General features: G+C 69.1%; 11 protein-coding genes. 9 read left to right on the top strand and 2 right to left on the bottom strand.

The genetic code is table 11. The annotated features are described in order from the left end of the window. Window positions 1-4 precede the first annotated feature (4 nt). Window positions 5-169 carry a hypothetical protein gene (locus ACFYPG_RS06305; RefSeq protein ID WP_387350663.1) on the bottom strand — a complete coding sequence of 55 codons (165 nt, stop codon included), beginning with the start codon at window positions 167-169 and terminating at the stop codon, window positions 5-7. A gap of 221 nt (window positions 170-390) precedes the next feature. Here ACFYPG_RS06305 and ACFYPG_RS06300 point away from each other — a divergent pair, with 221 nt between their 5' ends. The 8 genes from ACFYPG_RS06300 to ACFYPG_RS06265 are packed head-to-tail and all read left to right on the top strand — an operon-like array spanning window position 391 to window position 12181. Beyond that, window positions 391-2067: an ABC transporter substrate-binding protein gene (locus tag ACFYPG_RS06300; RefSeq protein ID WP_355008345.1), complete on the top strand. Its 1677-nt coding sequence runs from the start codon at window positions 391-393 to the stop codon at window positions 2065-2067. A gap of 37 nt (window positions 2068-2104) precedes the next feature. Further along, window positions 2105-3094, top strand: a complete 990-nt coding sequence (locus ACFYPG_RS06295) for an ABC transporter permease (protein WP_355008344.1) — start codon at window positions 2105-2107, stop codon at window positions 3092-3094. Window positions 3095-3107: 13 nt separating this feature from the next. Beyond that, a complete protein-coding gene (locus ACFYPG_RS06290; protein WP_355008343.1) occupies window positions 3108-4163 on the top strand; it encodes an ABC transporter permease in 1056 nt (351 codons plus the stop codon). Continuing rightward, window positions 4160-5086, top strand: a complete 927-nt coding sequence (locus tag ACFYPG_RS06285; RefSeq protein ID WP_387350661.1) for an ABC transporter ATP-binding protein — start codon at window positions 4160-4162, stop codon at window positions 5084-5086. Before ACFYPG_RS06290 ends, ACFYPG_RS06285 begins: the two co-directional genes overlap by 4 nt. Next, window positions 5083-5994 (top strand): ABC transporter ATP-binding protein, encoded by a 912-nt coding sequence (locus ACFYPG_RS06280; protein WP_387350660.1) that lies wholly within the window; start codon window positions 5083-5085, stop codon window positions 5992-5994. Before ACFYPG_RS06285 ends, ACFYPG_RS06280 begins: the two co-directional genes overlap by 4 nt. Window positions 5995-6051: 57 nt before the next feature. Further along, window positions 6052-8643, top strand: coding sequence for a glycoside hydrolase family 2 protein (locus ACFYPG_RS06275; RefSeq protein WP_387350658.1), 2592 nt, complete (start codon window positions 6052-6054; stop codon window positions 8641-8643). After that, complete coding sequence (locus ACFYPG_RS06270) at window positions 8640-9962, top strand: AGE family epimerase/isomerase (protein WP_387350657.1); 1323 nt, start codon at window positions 8640-8642, stop codon at window positions 9960-9962. Before ACFYPG_RS06275 ends, ACFYPG_RS06270 begins: the two co-directional genes overlap by 4 nt. After that, the gene (locus tag ACFYPG_RS06265) at window positions 9959-12181 is read left to right on the top strand and encodes an alpha-galactosidase (protein ID WP_387350655.1); all 2223 of its coding nucleotides are present in this window, start codon (window positions 9959-9961) and stop codon (window positions 12179-12181) included. Before ACFYPG_RS06270 ends, ACFYPG_RS06265 begins: the two co-directional genes overlap by 4 nt. A 69-nt stretch (window positions 12182-12250) precedes the next feature. Here ACFYPG_RS06265 and ACFYPG_RS06260 read toward each other — a convergent pair whose 3' ends face one another. After that, entirely contained in the window at window positions 12251-13510 is a 1260-nt protein-coding gene (locus ACFYPG_RS06260) for an ROK family transcriptional regulator (protein WP_387350653.1), read from the bottom strand. Window positions 13511-13688: 178 nt separating this feature from the next. On the opposite strand from ACFYPG_RS06260, the gene ACFYPG_RS06255 reads away from it, so the two are divergent. Continuing rightward, on the top strand, window positions 13689-15173 hold the full coding sequence (locus ACFYPG_RS06255; protein WP_387350651.1) for a cellulase family glycosylhydrolase: 1485 nt from the start codon (window positions 13689-13691) through the stop codon (window positions 15171-15173). Window positions 15174-15254: the final 81 nt, after the last annotated feature.

The raw sequence follows: 15254 nt of genomic DNA, 5'->3' as shown, positions 1-15254 counted from the left end.
TTAGTCAATCAACTAAATAACTGAGGAGGGCGCGACGACCGCGCCGGCCTCCGGCGATGTTGATGATGGCCGGGCGGTCGATCTGGGCGCCGAAGGCATGCCAGGCACCAGCGTCCAACGTGGGTGGACGACGGCGCTGAGCCAGGTACATCAGCTGCTCATGGCCCATCTGACGTATGAAACGACCCTTCGGCGAGGTGGCCGTCCGGCTTTGGGGCAGGGGTGGGGCCACGTAGCTGAGGCCCACCATGCGTGGTAACGGATCTGAAACATAGCGAGATCAAGTCGCCCCACGCATTGACTGAGTAAATTAAGTCGCTTAAGAATACATGCCATGCCCTTCCTGGGCCATGGCGGGCGAGCATCGCCCCCGCTCGTGAAAGGACCACGATGTCTCTCTTCACCGGCATACCGCGCCGCGCTGCGGCGCTCGCGGGCGCAGCCGCGCTCGGTCTCGTGCTGACCAGCTGCTCCGGCGCGACCTCGTCCACCAGCTCGGAGGCCACGCTCGTGGCCTACACGGGTCAATCGGGCGACTACCAGATCAACTTCAACCCGTTCTCGCCGTCCCGAATCGGGGGTCTCGGCGCGACCTACGAGACGTTGTTCTTCGTCAACAAGGCCAAGGTGTCCGACCTCGTGCCGCTGCTCGGCACTGAGCAGTCCTGGAACGAGGACGGCACCGTCCTCTCGGTTACCCTGCGCGACGGGGTGACGTGGAGCGACGGTCAGCCCTTCACCGCGAAGGACGTCGCGTTCACCTTTGGCCTGTTGAAGAACAACGCGGCCATCAACAACATCGGCTTCGACGGCACCGCCACCGCGGTGGACGACACCCACGTCACCTTCACGTTCAAGGCGCCGGCCTTCGTCAAGGGCCCCGACGTGCTCGGCACCGTGCCGATCGTTCCCGAGCACCTGTGGAAGACCATCAGCCCCACCGAGGACGTCGTCGAGAAGCCCGTCGGCACCGGCGCCTACCTGATCAGCGAGTTCAAGCCGCAGGCCTTCACCTACGCCTCGAACCCCAAGTACTGGGGCGGAGAACCGAAGGTCAAGAAGATCCGCTTCGTCGCGCTGTCCGGCAACCAGGCCGGCGCCGACGGCATCGCGGCCGGCACTGTGGACTGGTTCACCGGACCGATCCCCGATATCAAGAACACCAAGAAGAACTTCCCGAAGTACGACGCGTACACCCAGTGGCAGAACCAGATGGTGCTCGCCACCTGCTCCAGCGTGCAGATGGGCTGCAAGGGCCCACAGACCGACCCCGCCGTCCGGCACGCCCTCTACTCCGCCCTCAACCGCACGCAGCTCAACAAACTGGCGTTCCAGGACACCGCCAGCGCGATCTCCCCCACCTTTACGCTCACCCCCAGCCAGGACCAGTTCGCCTCCGCCGCCCTCACGGAGAGGGTGGCGCCCATGGCCGCCGAACCGCAGAAGACCGCACAGAGCCTGGAACAGGCCGGCTGGGTCAAGGGCGCCGACGGCATCTACGCCAAGGGCGGCAAGCGGCTGTCTCTGACGGTCGAGGTGGTCACTGGCTGGACGGACTACATCACCGCGATCGACACGATGGCCTCGCAGGCCAAGGCCGCCGGGATCGACCTGCAAGCCGCCCAGTCCTCCTGGAACGAGTGGACGGAGAAGAAGGGATCCGGCAACTTCCAGCTGGCCATCGACTCGCTCGGGCAGGGCCCCGCGCCGGACCCGTTCTACCTCTACACCTACTTCTTCGACTCCAACACCGGAGCCAAGGTGGGTAAGCCCGCCGGAAACAACTTCTCCCGCTACAACAACCCGGAGATCGACGCGGCGCTCGACAAGCTGGCCGCGCTCCCACTCGACGACAAGGCGGCCCGGCAGCCGTACTTCGACACCATCCAGCAGGCGGTCGTGCGGGACATGCCGTACGTCCCGATCCTGACCGGTGGGACGACGAGCGTGTGGAGCACCGCGAAGTTCAGTGGCTGGCCCTCGGACCAGGACCTGTACGCCTTTCCCGCAGTGTGGTCATCCCTCGACGCCGCGGAGATCTTCAAGCGGCTCAAGCCCCAGAGCTGACCGCCCGAGACGTCGCCCCCGAGGAGAGAGCGCTGCTGTGAGTTACTTCCTTCGCAAGCTGGGTTTCTACGCGGTGGCCCTGTGGGCCGCCCTGACCCTCAACTTCGCCATCCCGCGCCTCCTGCCCGGCAACCCTGTCGACATCCTGCTGGCCAAGCTCCAGCAGCGCGGCGGCTCGGTCAGCCCGGAGACGCGCAAGGCGTACACGCTCCTCCTCGGGGGCGACGACACGGGTTCCCTGTGGAGCCAGTACGTCAACTACCTCAAGAACCTCGCCCACGGCGACCTTGGGGTCTCGGTGAGCTACTACCCGGCCAAGGTCTCTGACGTGATCCTGACGTCGCTGCCCTGGACCGTGGTGCTCGTCGGGGTCGCCACCGTCCTCGCCGCGCTGCTCGGGGTGCTGCTCGGCGCGATCGTGGGGTGGCGCCCCGGGACGTGGCTCGACTCGCTGATCCCGGCCACGACGCTGCTGGCCGCCATCCCTTACTTCTGGCTCGCCCTGATTCTCACCTACCTGCTGGCCCGGGTGCTCGGCTGGCTACCGCTGCAGGGCGGCTACGATGTCGCGCTCAACCCCGGCTGGAACGCGCCGTTCATCCTCTCGGCGGTGCAGTACGCGATCCTGCCCGCCCTGACCATCGTCCTGGCGTCAATCGGCGGGTGGCTGCTCGGCATGCGGAACATGATGGTCTCCACCCTCTCGGAGGACTACGTCCTGACCGCGGAGGCGAAGGGCCTGTCGCCGAGGAAGATCCGGCGCTCCTACGCGGCGCGCAACGCCGTCCTTCCCTCCGTGGCCGGGTTCGCCATCTCCCTCGGGTTCGTGGTCTCCGGCTCGGTCATCACCGAGCAGGTCTTCTCCTATCCCGGGATCGGCGGGCGCCTGCTCGGTGCCGTGACGAACAACGACTATGCGCTCATGCAGGGGGTCTTCCTCTTCATCACGCTCGCCGTGCTCGGCGCCAACCTGATCGTCGACCTGCTCTACGGCCTGATCGACCCGCGCACCCGCGCCCGGCACTGAGGGGGACACCACGATGACGAATCTCAGCCCTGCCAGCGCGCCGACGGTTGCGGACGCCGCCGACGCGCTCACCCAGACGACCGGCCCGACCCCCCGCCCCGCCCGAGCGGGCTGGCGCATGCTCCTGCCCTCGATGACGCCCTGGCTGGCCATCGGTCTCGCGCTGGTCGTCGGCATCACGCTCTTCGGAATCCTCGCCGTCTACGTCGTGGGCGACCCCAAGCAGATCCGGGACCAAGGGCTCACGCCTCCGTCGGCGCAGTTCCTGCTCGGCACCACCCAGACCGGACAGGACGTCCTCGCGCAACTCGCCTACGCCACCCGCGGCTCACTACAGATCGGCGTACTCGTCGGCATCCTCGCCACCGTCCTGTCGGCGTTCTTCGGCATCTACGGCGCCTACCGCGGCGGCATCCTCGACGAGGCATTCTCCCTGCTGTCGAACGTCTTCCTCGTGATCCCCGGCCTGCCCCTGGTCATCGTGATCTCCGGCTTCGTACCTCGCGAGAGCCGTGGCGTGTGGACCATCGTCGTGGTGCTCGCCCTGACGAGCTGGGCCGCGTCGGCGCGGGTGCTGCGCGCTCAGACGCTCTCGGTGCGAAACCGCGACTACGTCGCCGCGTCGAAGGTCGCCGGCGAGAAACCCTGGCGGGTCATCGCCGTGGAGATCCTGCCGAACCTCCTGCCCGTGCTCGCGTCCCAGTTCGTGTTCGCGATCATTGCCGCAGTCCTCGGCGAGGCCGGTCTGGCCTTCATCGGCCTCGGCGCCTCAAACTCCGCAACGCTCGGCACGATGCTCTTCTACGCGCAGAACGGGTACGCGCTGTCGCTCGGCGCCTGGTGGTGGTTCGTGCCGCCGGGCCTGATCATCGCGCTCTTCGGCATGGGTCTGTCCCTGGTGAACTTCTCGATCGACGAGACCATCAACCCCAAGCTCAAGAACCTCCGCCTGTACCGCAGGCGCGCGCGGCGGGCCGCGCGTATGGAGCGGCAACTGGCCCGACGCGGCCAGGGTGCCACGGGCACCCCGGCCGCCCGCTCGACCGTCTCGGAGGTGCCCCCGCGATGAACACGACGCTGCTGAACGACAACGCCCCCGCTACCGGCGGGCCGAGGGCCGACGCCGTCCTGACGGTCGAGAACCTCACCGTCGTGTACGAGGCGGACACCTCGGTCACGGCCGTCCGGGACGCGAGCCTGACTCTGCACCGGGGGGAGGTCCTCGGCCTGGCCGGCGAGTCCGGCTGCGGCAAGACCACCCTTGCGTACGCGATCAACCGCCTGCACCGCCCGCCCGCCCGGATCGCGTCCGGACGGGTGACGTTTCACGACGGCGGCGGCGACGACGTCGATGTGCTCGCGCTGAGCGACACCGAGCTGCGCGCGTTCCGCTGGGAGAAACTCTCCATGGTGTTCCAGGGGGCGATGAACGCCCTCAACCCCGTCACCACAGTGCGGGCGCAGCTGCGCGACACCCTGTTGGCCCACCGCCCCGGTCTGTCCCGGACGCAGGTTCGCGAGCGATCCGAAGAGGTGCTGCGACGCGTCGGGGTGGACCCCCGTCGGTTGGGCTCCTACCCGCACGAGCTGTCGGGGGGAATGCGCCAACGAGTCATGATCGCCATGGCGATGCTGCTCCAACCACAGGTCATGATCATGGACGAGCCCACCACGGCTCTGGACGTCGTCGTCCAACGCGAGATCCTGAGCGAGATCATGCGGCTACGTGACGAGCTGAACTTCGCCGTCATCTTCATCACGCACGACCTGCCGCTGCTGCTGGAGATCAGCGACCGCATCGCCGTCATGCTGGCGGGCGAGATCGTCGAGCTTGGTGCGGCCGACCTGCTGTACCGCCACGCGCAGCATCCGTACACCCGCAAGCTCCTCGGCTCGTTCCCGAGCCTGTCCGGAGCGCGCGGCGCGTTCATCCGGTCCGGGGTCGACGAGACCGACGTCCCGGCCGACGGCACCATCGAGGAGCGAGCATGACCCTCGTCCACGTGACCAACCTCGTCAAGGACTACCGGATCCGTACCGGTCTGCGCCGCACCCGGCTGCGCGCCGTCGACCAGGTCAGCTTCGACCTGATCCCCGGGCGCACCGTCGCCCTCGTGGGGGAGTCGGGGTCGGGTAAGTCCACCATCGCCAAGATCCTCACGCGCATGGAGAAGCCCACCTCCGGCAAGGTCGACGTGCGTCTCGACGACGGCACCCCGGTGCACGGGTCGCTGTACCGGCGGCAGGTGCAGATGGTCTTCCAGGACCCGTTCGCCTCCCTCAACCCCTTCCACTCGGTCGAGCACCACATCGCCCGTCCGCTGCGCATCCACCAGCGCACCCGCACCGCCGCCGAGACGCACGAGCGCGTGCTGGAGATGCTCGAACGGGTCAACCTCACACCCGCCGAAACCATCGCGCCGCGCCGCCCGCACGAGCTCTCCGGCGGCCAGCGGCAGCGCGTCGCGATCGCGCGCGCCCTAGCACCGGGGGCGCAGGTGCTCATCGCGGACGAACCGGTGTCCATGCTGGACGTCTCGATCCGCCTCGGGGTGCTCAACCTGATGGGTCGCCTCCAGCGGGAGGACCGGCTCGCCGTCCTGTACATCACCCACGACCTGGCCACCGCGCGGCACTTCTCCGACGAGATCCTCGTGCTCTACCGCGGGCGCATCGTGGAGCGCGGGCCGTCCGACGCGGTGATCCTCGACCCGCACCACGACTACACCAAGTTGTTGGCGAGCTCCGCACCGGATCCCGAGCGCCTCGAACGCGTCACAGCCGCGGCGACTGTGGACCGCGACGCCATCGACAACAGCGCGTGCTACGACCACCGCACCCATCGGTGGGAGCGGGCCGGGGTGCCGTCGGCCACGGTGCCTGACCTGCCCGTGGGCTGATCTGGCAGGCTCCGCCGCCGCATTTCCCGTATCCGTTTTCGAACCTGAGGACACCGCGTGGCTTACCTCCCCTTCACCTTTCGCGCCCTGCACCACGGCTGGACCCTCACCGCCCCCGCGCTCCCCGACGACGTCCCCGCGACCGTCGCCGCGGCTCTCGCCGACGGCGTACCTGCCGTCGTGCCCGGTGAGGCGCACCTTGACCTGCGGTGCGCCGGCCTGATTGACGACCCGTTCGACGGTGCCAACGAGGCCGCCCAGCAGTGGATCGGCGACACGACGTGGCGCTACTCGACGACGTTCACGTGGTCCGACGACTCCTCGACCCGCCACGACCTGGTGGCCCACGGGCTCGACACCGTCGCCACCGTCGAGCTCAACGGCGACGTGATCGGGCGGACACAGAACATGCACCGCTCCTACCGCTGGAACGTGCGGGGCGCCCTACGCCCGGGGGAGAACACCCTCACGGTGACGTTCGCCGGCCCGGTGCCCGAGGCGACCGCGCGGGCCGAACGTGACGGCGCCCTGCCGCACGTCAACCACCACGAGTACAACCAGCTGCGCAAGATGGCGTGCTCGTTTGGCTGGGACTGGGGCATCGACGTCGCCGGCGCCGGCATCTGGCAGCCGATCGGGCTTGACTCGTGGTCCGGGGTGCGCATCGCCTCGGTTCGACCACTGGTGGACGTGGTGCCGGCCGGTGGAAGCGACGGTGCCCACCGCCGTCACGACGGCCTGCTGAGGGTGCACGTGGAGGTGGAGCGCGACGGCATCCGCGCCGACGAGGACGTCCCGCTCGTCGTCACCGTCACCGACCCCGACGGTGCGAGGCTGACCGTCAGCGGCACCGTGCCCGCTGGCGAGACGTCCACCGTCGTCCTCGTCACGGTGCCCCACGTGCGGCGCTGGTGGCCCGTCGGATACGGCGACCAGCCGCTGTACGGCGTGCAGGTCGAGGCGCAGGCCGCAGGTGACGTGGCGTTCTGGCGCGGGCGCGTCGGCTTCCGCACTGTCGAGCTCGACACCACGCCCGACGAAGCCGGGGCGCCGTTCCTGCTCCGAGTCAACGGCGAGCGGGTGCTCGTGCGGGGCGCCAACTGGATCCCGGATCATGCGTTTCTCACCATGATCGACCGTGATCGGTACGCCCGACGCGTGTCCGATGCGCTCGAAGCCAACATCAACCTGCTGCGCGTCTGGGGCGGCGGCATCTACGAGTCCGACGACCTGTACGACCTTGCCGACGAGCACGGACTGCTGATGTGGCAGGACTTTCTCTTCGCCTGCGCCGCATACAGTGAGGACGCGCCGATGCGGACCGAGATCGACGCCGAGGCCCGCGAGAACGTGACACGGCTCAGCCCGCACCCGTCCCTCGTGCTGTGGAACGGCAACAACGAGAACACGTGGGGCTCGGTGGACTGGGGGTGGCCCGGCCGCCTGGACGGCCGAGGCTGGGGCGACCTCTACTACAACGACCTGCTGCCGCGCGTGCTCGCCGAGATCGACCCCACCCGCCCCTACTCGCCGGCCAGCCCGTACTCGTTCGGCGACTACCGGCACCCGAACGACGAGCGCTACGGCACCATGCACATCTGGGACGTGTGGAACCGGGCGGACTACACCGTCTACGCCCGGTACAGGCCGCGCTTCGTCGCCGAGTTCGGCTTCCAGGCACCGCCCGCCTGGTCCAGCCTCACCGCCGTGGTGCACGACGAGCCACTCGACCCGTTCGGCCCGCAGATGCTGGTGCACCAGAAGGCCAACCTCGGCAACGCGAAGCTGGAGCGCGGGTGGAAGGGCCACCTGCCCGACCCCGCCACCATTGAGGACTGGCACTGGACCACCCAACTCAACCAGGCGCACGCCATCCGGTTCGGCGTCGAACACTTCCGCTCCCTGACGCCTTACAACACCGGGACGATCCTGTGGCAGCTCAACGACAACTGGCCGGTGGTGTCCTGGGCCGCCGTCGACTTCGCCGAGCACCGCAAGCCCCTCTGGTACGCGCTGCGGGCCGCGTACGCCCCACGCCTGGCCACACTGCAGCCGTGCGCCTCCGCCGAGGCGTGCGCCGGCGCCTGGGAAGGACTCGATCCGGAGCCGGACACCCTTGCGCTCGTGCTGGTCAACGACACCGCCGAGGCGTTCGGCGGCACCTTCACTGTGACGCGGGAGACGTTCGACGGCACGCTACTGGCAAAGGCCACGATCGAGGCGTCGGTGCCCTCGCGCGGCGCGGCCACCCTCACGATTCCGGACGAGGTCGCCGCTTTCGGGGACCCCGCCACCGAGGTCATCGTGGCCGAGCCCGACGACGACACGACCGGGTTCGCTTCAGCGTTCTGGCACGGCGCCGAGGTGCTCGACCAGCGCCTCGACCTGCAACCGCTGCGGGTCGAAGCAGTGCCCACGGATGACGGCTGCCTGCTGCACGTGAGTACCACCTCCTACGCCCGCGACGTGTTCTGCCCCGTCGACGTGGTCGACCGCGCCGCCAGCGTCGACGACGGCATGGTGAACCTCCGGGCCGGCCGGTCCGTCACCTTCCGCGTGACGTCGCCGTCCGGCGACGCGCAGGCCTTCGCCGCCGCCGTGCGCTGCGCCAACACCCTCCTGGACCCGTCGGAGAGGACCCTCCCGTGACCGCCACCCCGGCCGTCCCCGTGAACCTGCTCGCCCTCCCCGCCCACCACGCGTGGCTGGACGCCGAGTGCCACCGGCTACTCGCCTTCGGCGCGCGGTCCGCGCTGCCCGACGGCGGTGCCGCCTACCTCGACACCAGCGGTAAGCCAGATCCCCGGCACGGCGTGCTCACCTGGATCAGCGCCCGCACCGCGCACGCGTACTCACTCGGAGTGCTGCTCGGCGTGCCCGGCAGCGCCCGCGTCGCCGACGCCGCGCTGGCAGCCCTGAGCGGCCGACTGCGCGACACCGAGCACGGGGGGTGGTTCCACGCGCTCGGACCAGACGGCGCCCCCGACCGCGCCGCCGGCAAGTCCTGCTACAACCACGCCTTCGTGCTGCTCGCCGCGTCATCCGCGGCGCTCGCCCGCCGCCCCGGCAGCACCATGCTGCTCGCCGACGCCGCCGACGTCTACCTCACCCGGTTCTGGGACGACACCGCCGGCCGCCCGCTGGACACCTGGGACGCCGACTTCACGCGGCCCGACGACTACCGCGGCCTCAACGCCACCATGCACTCAGTCGAGGCGATGCTCGCCCTGGCCGACGCCGTAGAGGTGCTCGAGGACCCGGACGGGCCCGCCGTCGGCGGGGGAGCAGCCGCATGGCGGGACCGTGCCGCGCGGGCGGCACGATTCGTCGTCGAACTCGCCGTCGCTCACGACGGGCGCCTGCCCGAACACTTCGGGCCGGACTGGACCCCCGATCCCGGCTTCAACCGCAGCCAACCGGACGACCCCTTCAAGCCGTACGGCGCCACACCCGGACATGGCCTGGAGTGGTCACGGCTGCTGTTGAACGTCGAGGCCGCGGTCGGCGCCGACGACGCCCTCGCCGCGGCGGCGGTGCGGCTGTTCGACAGGGCCGTCGACGACGGCTGGGACGCCGACGGCGCGGAGGGCTTCGTCTACACCACCGACTGGGACGGCACACCTGTGGTGCGCCAGCGGATGCACTGGGTGGTGGCCGAGGCGATCGCCGCCGCCGCGGCGCTGCACCGGCGCACCGGCGAGCGGCGGTACGCCGACAGCTACGCCGCCTGGTGGGACTACGCCGAGCGTCATCTGCTCGACCGCACGGGTGGCTCGTGGTGGCACGAGCTCGACCCGCACAACATGCCGGCCACGACCGTGTGGCTCGGCAAACCCGATGTTTACCACGCGATGCAGGCCACGCTGCTGCCGCGCCTGCCGCTCGCGCCCACGCTCGCCCGGGCACTACGGTCGAGGCTGCTCGTCCCGTGGCCGGAGGACGCCAACGGTGGACGGCGGACGGTATGAGCGAGCGCGCGGCCGTGCCCCCGGAGATCGCCGTGTCGGTGGTGATCGACGAGACACTGCCAGCTACGGGAGGCGCGCTGAACGACGCCGCGGACGACATTGTGCTGGACAACGGCCGTGTCCGGCTGCGGGTCACGGTCGTCGACGGGATCGCCCGGCTCGCAGAGCTCGTCCCTTCGCATTGGGCCGGCGCAGACGATCCGCCGCCTGCCATGCCGCTGGTCGAGGTCTCCACGAGTCACGTAGGACCCGGCGGCCGTCGGCACAGCGAACGAAACGCGACCAGAGGACTGCGCTTTGAGTCCGCCGACACGACACAGGTCCGCCTTGGTTCCGGTGCCGCGCCGGCCCAGCAACTACGCGTCGTGCTCGCCGACCCCGACACCGGTCTCTGCGTCGAATCATTCGCCGCACTGCTCGACGGCTCAGCCGTCGTCCGGACATGGTCCAGGGTGACGAACGCAGGAACTTCGCCACTTCTGCTGACGCAGGTCAGCTCGCTTGTCGTCGGTACCCTCGTCACGGACGCCGACGGTTCGTGGGACGAACAGATCCGGTTGTCCGTCCCGCACAACGTGTGGGGCGGCGAGTGCCAGTGGCGTGAGGCGAGTCTCGTGCAGCACGGCATCTACCGCACCTACCCGTCACACCAGCGCGAGCCCATCGGCTCCCGCCACAGCCTCCTCGTCTCCAATGCGGGGTCGTGGTCGACGTCCGATCACCTGCCGATGGGGTTGCTGCACGACACCGGCCGCGGGCTTGGCCTGCTCTGGCAGATCGAGCACAACGGAGCCTGGTGCTGGGAGGTCGCCGACTGGAACGGCGGCTTGTACCTGCTGGCCAGCGGACCCACGGGTGCGGACCACGAGTGGCGCGAAATTCTCGAGCCGGGGGAGCAGTTCGTCTCCGTCGCTGTGGCAACGGCCGTGATTGCTGGAGGTGGCGACGGTGACCTGCTCGACACGTCGATGGCCGAAATGACCCGGTACCGCCGCGCCGTCCGCCGACCGCACGCGGACAACGCGACACTACCGGTGATTTTCAACGACTACATGAACTGCCTCGAGGGCGACCCCTCCCAGGACAAAATCCTGCCTCTCATCCACAGTGCCGCTGAGCTGGGTGCGGAGTATTTTGTCGTCGACGCGGGGTGGTACGCCGAGGACGGGGATTGGTGGGACAGTGTCGGCGCGTGGGAGGAGTCCCGCGCCCGGTTCCCGCAGGGCCTGCGGGAAGTGCTCAACGAAGTACGCGGCCGCGGGATGGTCCCCGGACTCTGGCTCGAGCCGGAGGTCGTAGGCGTGCGGTCTCCGCTGCTGGGCGAGCTGACCGACGACATGCTGTTCTGCCGCGACGGCACCCGGCTGGAGGTCACCGGCCGCTATCAGCTTGATTTCCGCCACCCGGCGGTCGTGGCACGCCTCGACCGCGTGGTGAACCGGTTGGTCGCAGACTACGGCCTGGGCTACGTCAAGTTCGACTACAACATCGACGCCGGCCACGGGACCGACATCGGCTGCGCCAGCCCCGGTGCCGGGCTCCTCGGGCACAACCGCGCGTACCTGAGGTGGGTCGCCGGGGTCATGGACCGCCACCCGGGCCTCGTCATCGAGAACTGCGGGAGCGGTGGGCTGCGCATGGACTACGCGACGCTGGCGCTGCACCCGGTGCAGTCCACTACCGATCAGCGTGACCATCTGAAGATCGCAGCAATCGCCGCTGCGGCGCCCACCGCCGTCACGCCCGAGCAAGGCGCCGTCTGGGCTTATCCGCAGCCCCACTTCACTGCCGAGGAGAACGCGTTCACTGTCGCTGTATCGCTGCTGAGCCGCGTACACCTCAGCGGTCGGGTCGACCTGCTCTCACCGGAGCAGACCGCCCTCGTCGGCGAAGGGCTGGCCGTGTACCGGGCGCTGCGCGGCCGACTGCCCGACGCTGTACCGCTCTGGCCTCTCGGTCTGCCGGGATGGAACGACGACTGGGTGTCGCTCGCACTCCGGACCGCCGATGAAACATACGTGCTCGTCGCGCGGCGTGCCGGCGAACGGACCGCGGTGCTTCCGCTGAGGCACCTGGCCGGTCAGCTCTGCTCGGCTGAGGTGATTTTCCCGGTCACGTTACCCACGCAACTCGCCTGGGACGACGACGAAGGCAAGCTGACAATCGAGCTTCCCCCATCGCCCGCCGCCCGGCTCGTGCGGCTGCACGGGCGCAACTAAGCAAAGTAAGTCAACGAGTCAGACAAGCAGGACGGTCAACGCCTACTGTGCGGGCGCCGACCGAATCTCTCAGTGGATTTCGGCCGTGCCGGCGGGAACCGGCCGTGCCCCGTCGTCCGTGCGGGGGTGACGCAGGGTCAGCTCGCTCTGCAGCACGAGGATCGCTCCGCCGATCGCCGCCGCGTCCGACCCGTTCACCGACGGCACGATGCGCACCGGATGCGCCCGCCGCGCGAACAGGCGGCGGTCCACCTCCTGCTGGATCAGCGTCTGGTAGATCGAGCCGGCCACCGCGAAGCTCGGCCCGGCCAGGACGATGGTGTCCACATCGAACAGGCAGGCCATGGTGACGGCCGCTCCACCGAGATGTCGGGCCGACTGCTCGACGAGGCCCCGTGCGCCGGTGTCACCGGCGTTCGCCGCAGCCGCGATCCGCGCGAACTCGGTGAGGAGATCGGCGGCGGTCGAGTCCAGGGCCAGCCGCTGGGCAAGCCCGGGTGTCGCCATGGCCTGCCGGACGATGGCCGACGGGCCGGCGTAGTTTTCCAGGCAGCCGACGTTGCCGCAGGAGCACTCGTCACCGTTGATGTCCATCGAGATGTGGCCGATCTCCACGCTGTTCGAGGAACTCCCTCGGTACACCTCGCCGGCGACCACGACTCCGCCGCCGATTCCGGTGGCCATGTAGATGCAGCCATAGGTGCTGCGCGGGTCCACCGCACCCATCCAGTACTCGCCGATCGCGGCGGCCGCCGCGTCATTGTCGAGCAGGACCGGCAGCCCAAGAGTCTCCGCGAGCAGCCGCGCGACCGGGTAGTCGAGCCACGCATCTGTCGGCTGCGGCGTCAACAGCACACCCGCGCGCCGATCCTGCGGCCCGTAACTGACCAGGCCGACCCCCAACACGCGCTCGCGGTCCACGGCCGCCGTGGCCAGCAGCGCGTCCACCTGCGAGGCCACCAGGGGCAGCGCCCGCTCCGGCGGCATCGACGCCACGCCCTGGAACGACGTCCGGGCCACCTGTCGGCCGGCCAGGTCGACGACCACGATCACGCACGTATTGCGCTCGAGTTGCACCCCGACGCTGTAACGGGCAAGCGGATTGAGCTGCACCATGGTGCGTGGCTTGCCGCCCGTCGGCCCACCTCGGCCGGCCTCGACCACCAGGCCGTCGCCCATCAGCTCGCGCACGACGGCAGAGATCGTCGCGCCCGTCAGGCCCGTCGCCGCTGCAAGCTCCACCCGGCTGATGCTGCGTGCCGCCCTGATGAGGTCCAGCACCAGGCCGCGAGTCTTCGGCCGGCTGGCCCAGATCGGGCTGCTCGCCACGGTGCCTCCCAGTATTCGCTGCTTAACCAGGCTACTTCACTTACCGCGTCCGCAGTCATCCGCGACTTACGTAGTCCGCGCCTTGAGCACGGTGCCGCAGTGTGTTGACTTTCGTAACCAACCTAATAAAGGATGTTTGCAGCGCTCCCATCGATCTCTCACCACCCGAGGAGATCAGATGAAACATCGTCTTGCACTACTGGGCGCCAGCGCCACCAGCGTGCTGATCCTGGCTGGCATGGCAACGGCCAGCCTCCCCGCCGCAGCGGCCGCCTCCGGCTGCTCGGTCACCTACACGGTGCAGAGTCAGTGGCCGGGCGGGTTCACCGCGAACGCCAATGTCACCAACCTCGGCGACGCGCTGTCGAATTGGACGTTGACATTCGACTTCCCCAACGCGAGCCAGAAGGTCACCCAGGGCTGGGGCGCCACCTGGACCCAGGCCGGGCCCCGAGTGTCGGCGGCCAGCATGAGCTGGAACGGATCTCTGCGTACCAACGCCTCGACCTCGATCGGGTTCAACGGCTCGTGGAGCGGCGCGAACCCCGTACCCGCGTCGTTCGCGCTCAACGGGACCACGTGCACCGGGTCGGTGACCACACCGACCCCGAGCCCGACCACCACCCCGCCGCCCAATGGGCCGGCGCCGAAATTACACGCCTCCGGTAACAAGATCCTCACCGCGGACGGCAAGCCGTACCGGCTGCTGGGCGTGAGCCGCTCCGGCGGGGAGTTCGCCTGCGTGCAGGGCAAGGGCCTGTGGGACTCCGGCCCGGTCGACCATGCCTCGATCGATGCGATGAAGACCTGGAACATTCACGCCCTGCGCGTTCCGCTCAACGAGGAATGCTGGCTGGGTCTCAACGGCTCGCCCAGCGGCGCCGCCTACCAGCAGGGCGTCAAGGACTACGTGAACCTGCTCGTCGCCAATGGCATCAACGTCATCCTCGACCTGCACTGGACCTGGGGTGCCTACCCCGGCAGTCCGGACTGGCACTGCAAGGACGAGCACGCCACCTGCCAGAAGCCCATGCCGGACGCGCGGTACGCCCCCCAGTTCTGGACCGGCGTCGCCAACGCGTTCAAGGGCAACGACGCTGTCGTCTTCGACCTGTTCAACGAGCCGTACCCGGACATGCCCGCCGAGTGGAACAAGACCCTGGGCTGGCAGTGCCTGCGCGACGGCGGCACCTGCACCGGCCTGCCCTACGAGGTAGCCGGCATGCAGGACCTCGTCGACACGGTCCGCGCCACCGGCGCCACCAACCTGCTCATGGTCGGCGGCCTGGAATGGACCAACGACATGCGGGAGTGGTTGACCTACCGACCGAACGACCCGCTGAACAACCTGGCCGCGTCCTGGCACGCGTACAGCTTCAACGCCTGCGCCAGCGAGTCCTGCTGGGACAGCCAGATCGCCCCGCTGGCGCAGCAGGTGCCGATCGTGCTCGGCGAGTTCGGCCAGGACAACTGCGGCTTCGACTACATGCAGCGGCTGGTCGACTGGGCCGACGCGCACGACCTGAGCTACCTCGCCTGGACCTGGAACCCGTGGGGCTGCACCAGCGGTGCCGTGCTCATCAAGGACTGGGCCGGCACACCGGAGCCCGGCGTCGGCGAGGGCTACAAGGCCCACCTGCTGACCCAGAGCCCCTACCTGTAAAAGGTCTGCGCGGTCGGCCAGCGTCGCGAACGCTGGCCGACCGACGGCCCACCCACCCGGATCCGAGGGGATGGCATGCGC

Origin of the sequence: Micromonospora sp. NPDC005553, assembly GCF_042871765.1 — a bacterium.
Classification (GTDB): domain Bacteria; phylum Actinomycetota; class Actinomycetes; order Mycobacteriales; family Micromonosporaceae; genus Micromonospora.
Note: the sequence above shows the minus strand (reverse complement) of the source record. Positions and strands in the feature narration are given on the sequence as shown.

Coding starts and splice junctions, on each gene's coding strand:
- ACFYPG_RS06285 (WP_387350661.1), top strand. CDS start 4,160: ATGAACACGACGCTGCTGAACGACAACGCCCCCGCTACCGGCGGGCCG.
- ACFYPG_RS06255 (WP_387350651.1), top strand. CDS start 13,689: ATGAAACATCGTCTTGCACTACTGGGCGCCAGCGCCACCAGCGTGCTG.
- ACFYPG_RS06300 (WP_355008345.1), top strand. CDS start 391: ATGTCTCTCTTCACCGGCATACCGCGCCGCGCTGCGGCGCTCGCGGGC.
- ACFYPG_RS06265 (WP_387350655.1), top strand. CDS start 9,959: ATGAGCGAGCGCGCGGCCGTGCCCCCGGAGATCGCCGTGTCGGTGGTG.
- ACFYPG_RS06280 (WP_387350660.1), top strand. CDS start 5,083: ATGACCCTCGTCCACGTGACCAACCTCGTCAAGGACTACCGGATCCGT.
- ACFYPG_RS06290 (WP_355008343.1), top strand. CDS start 3,108: ATGACGAATCTCAGCCCTGCCAGCGCGCCGACGGTTGCGGACGCCGCC.
- ACFYPG_RS06305 (WP_387350663.1), bottom strand. CDS start 169: ATGGGCCATGAGCAGCTGATGTACCTGGCTCAGCGCCGTCGTCCACCC.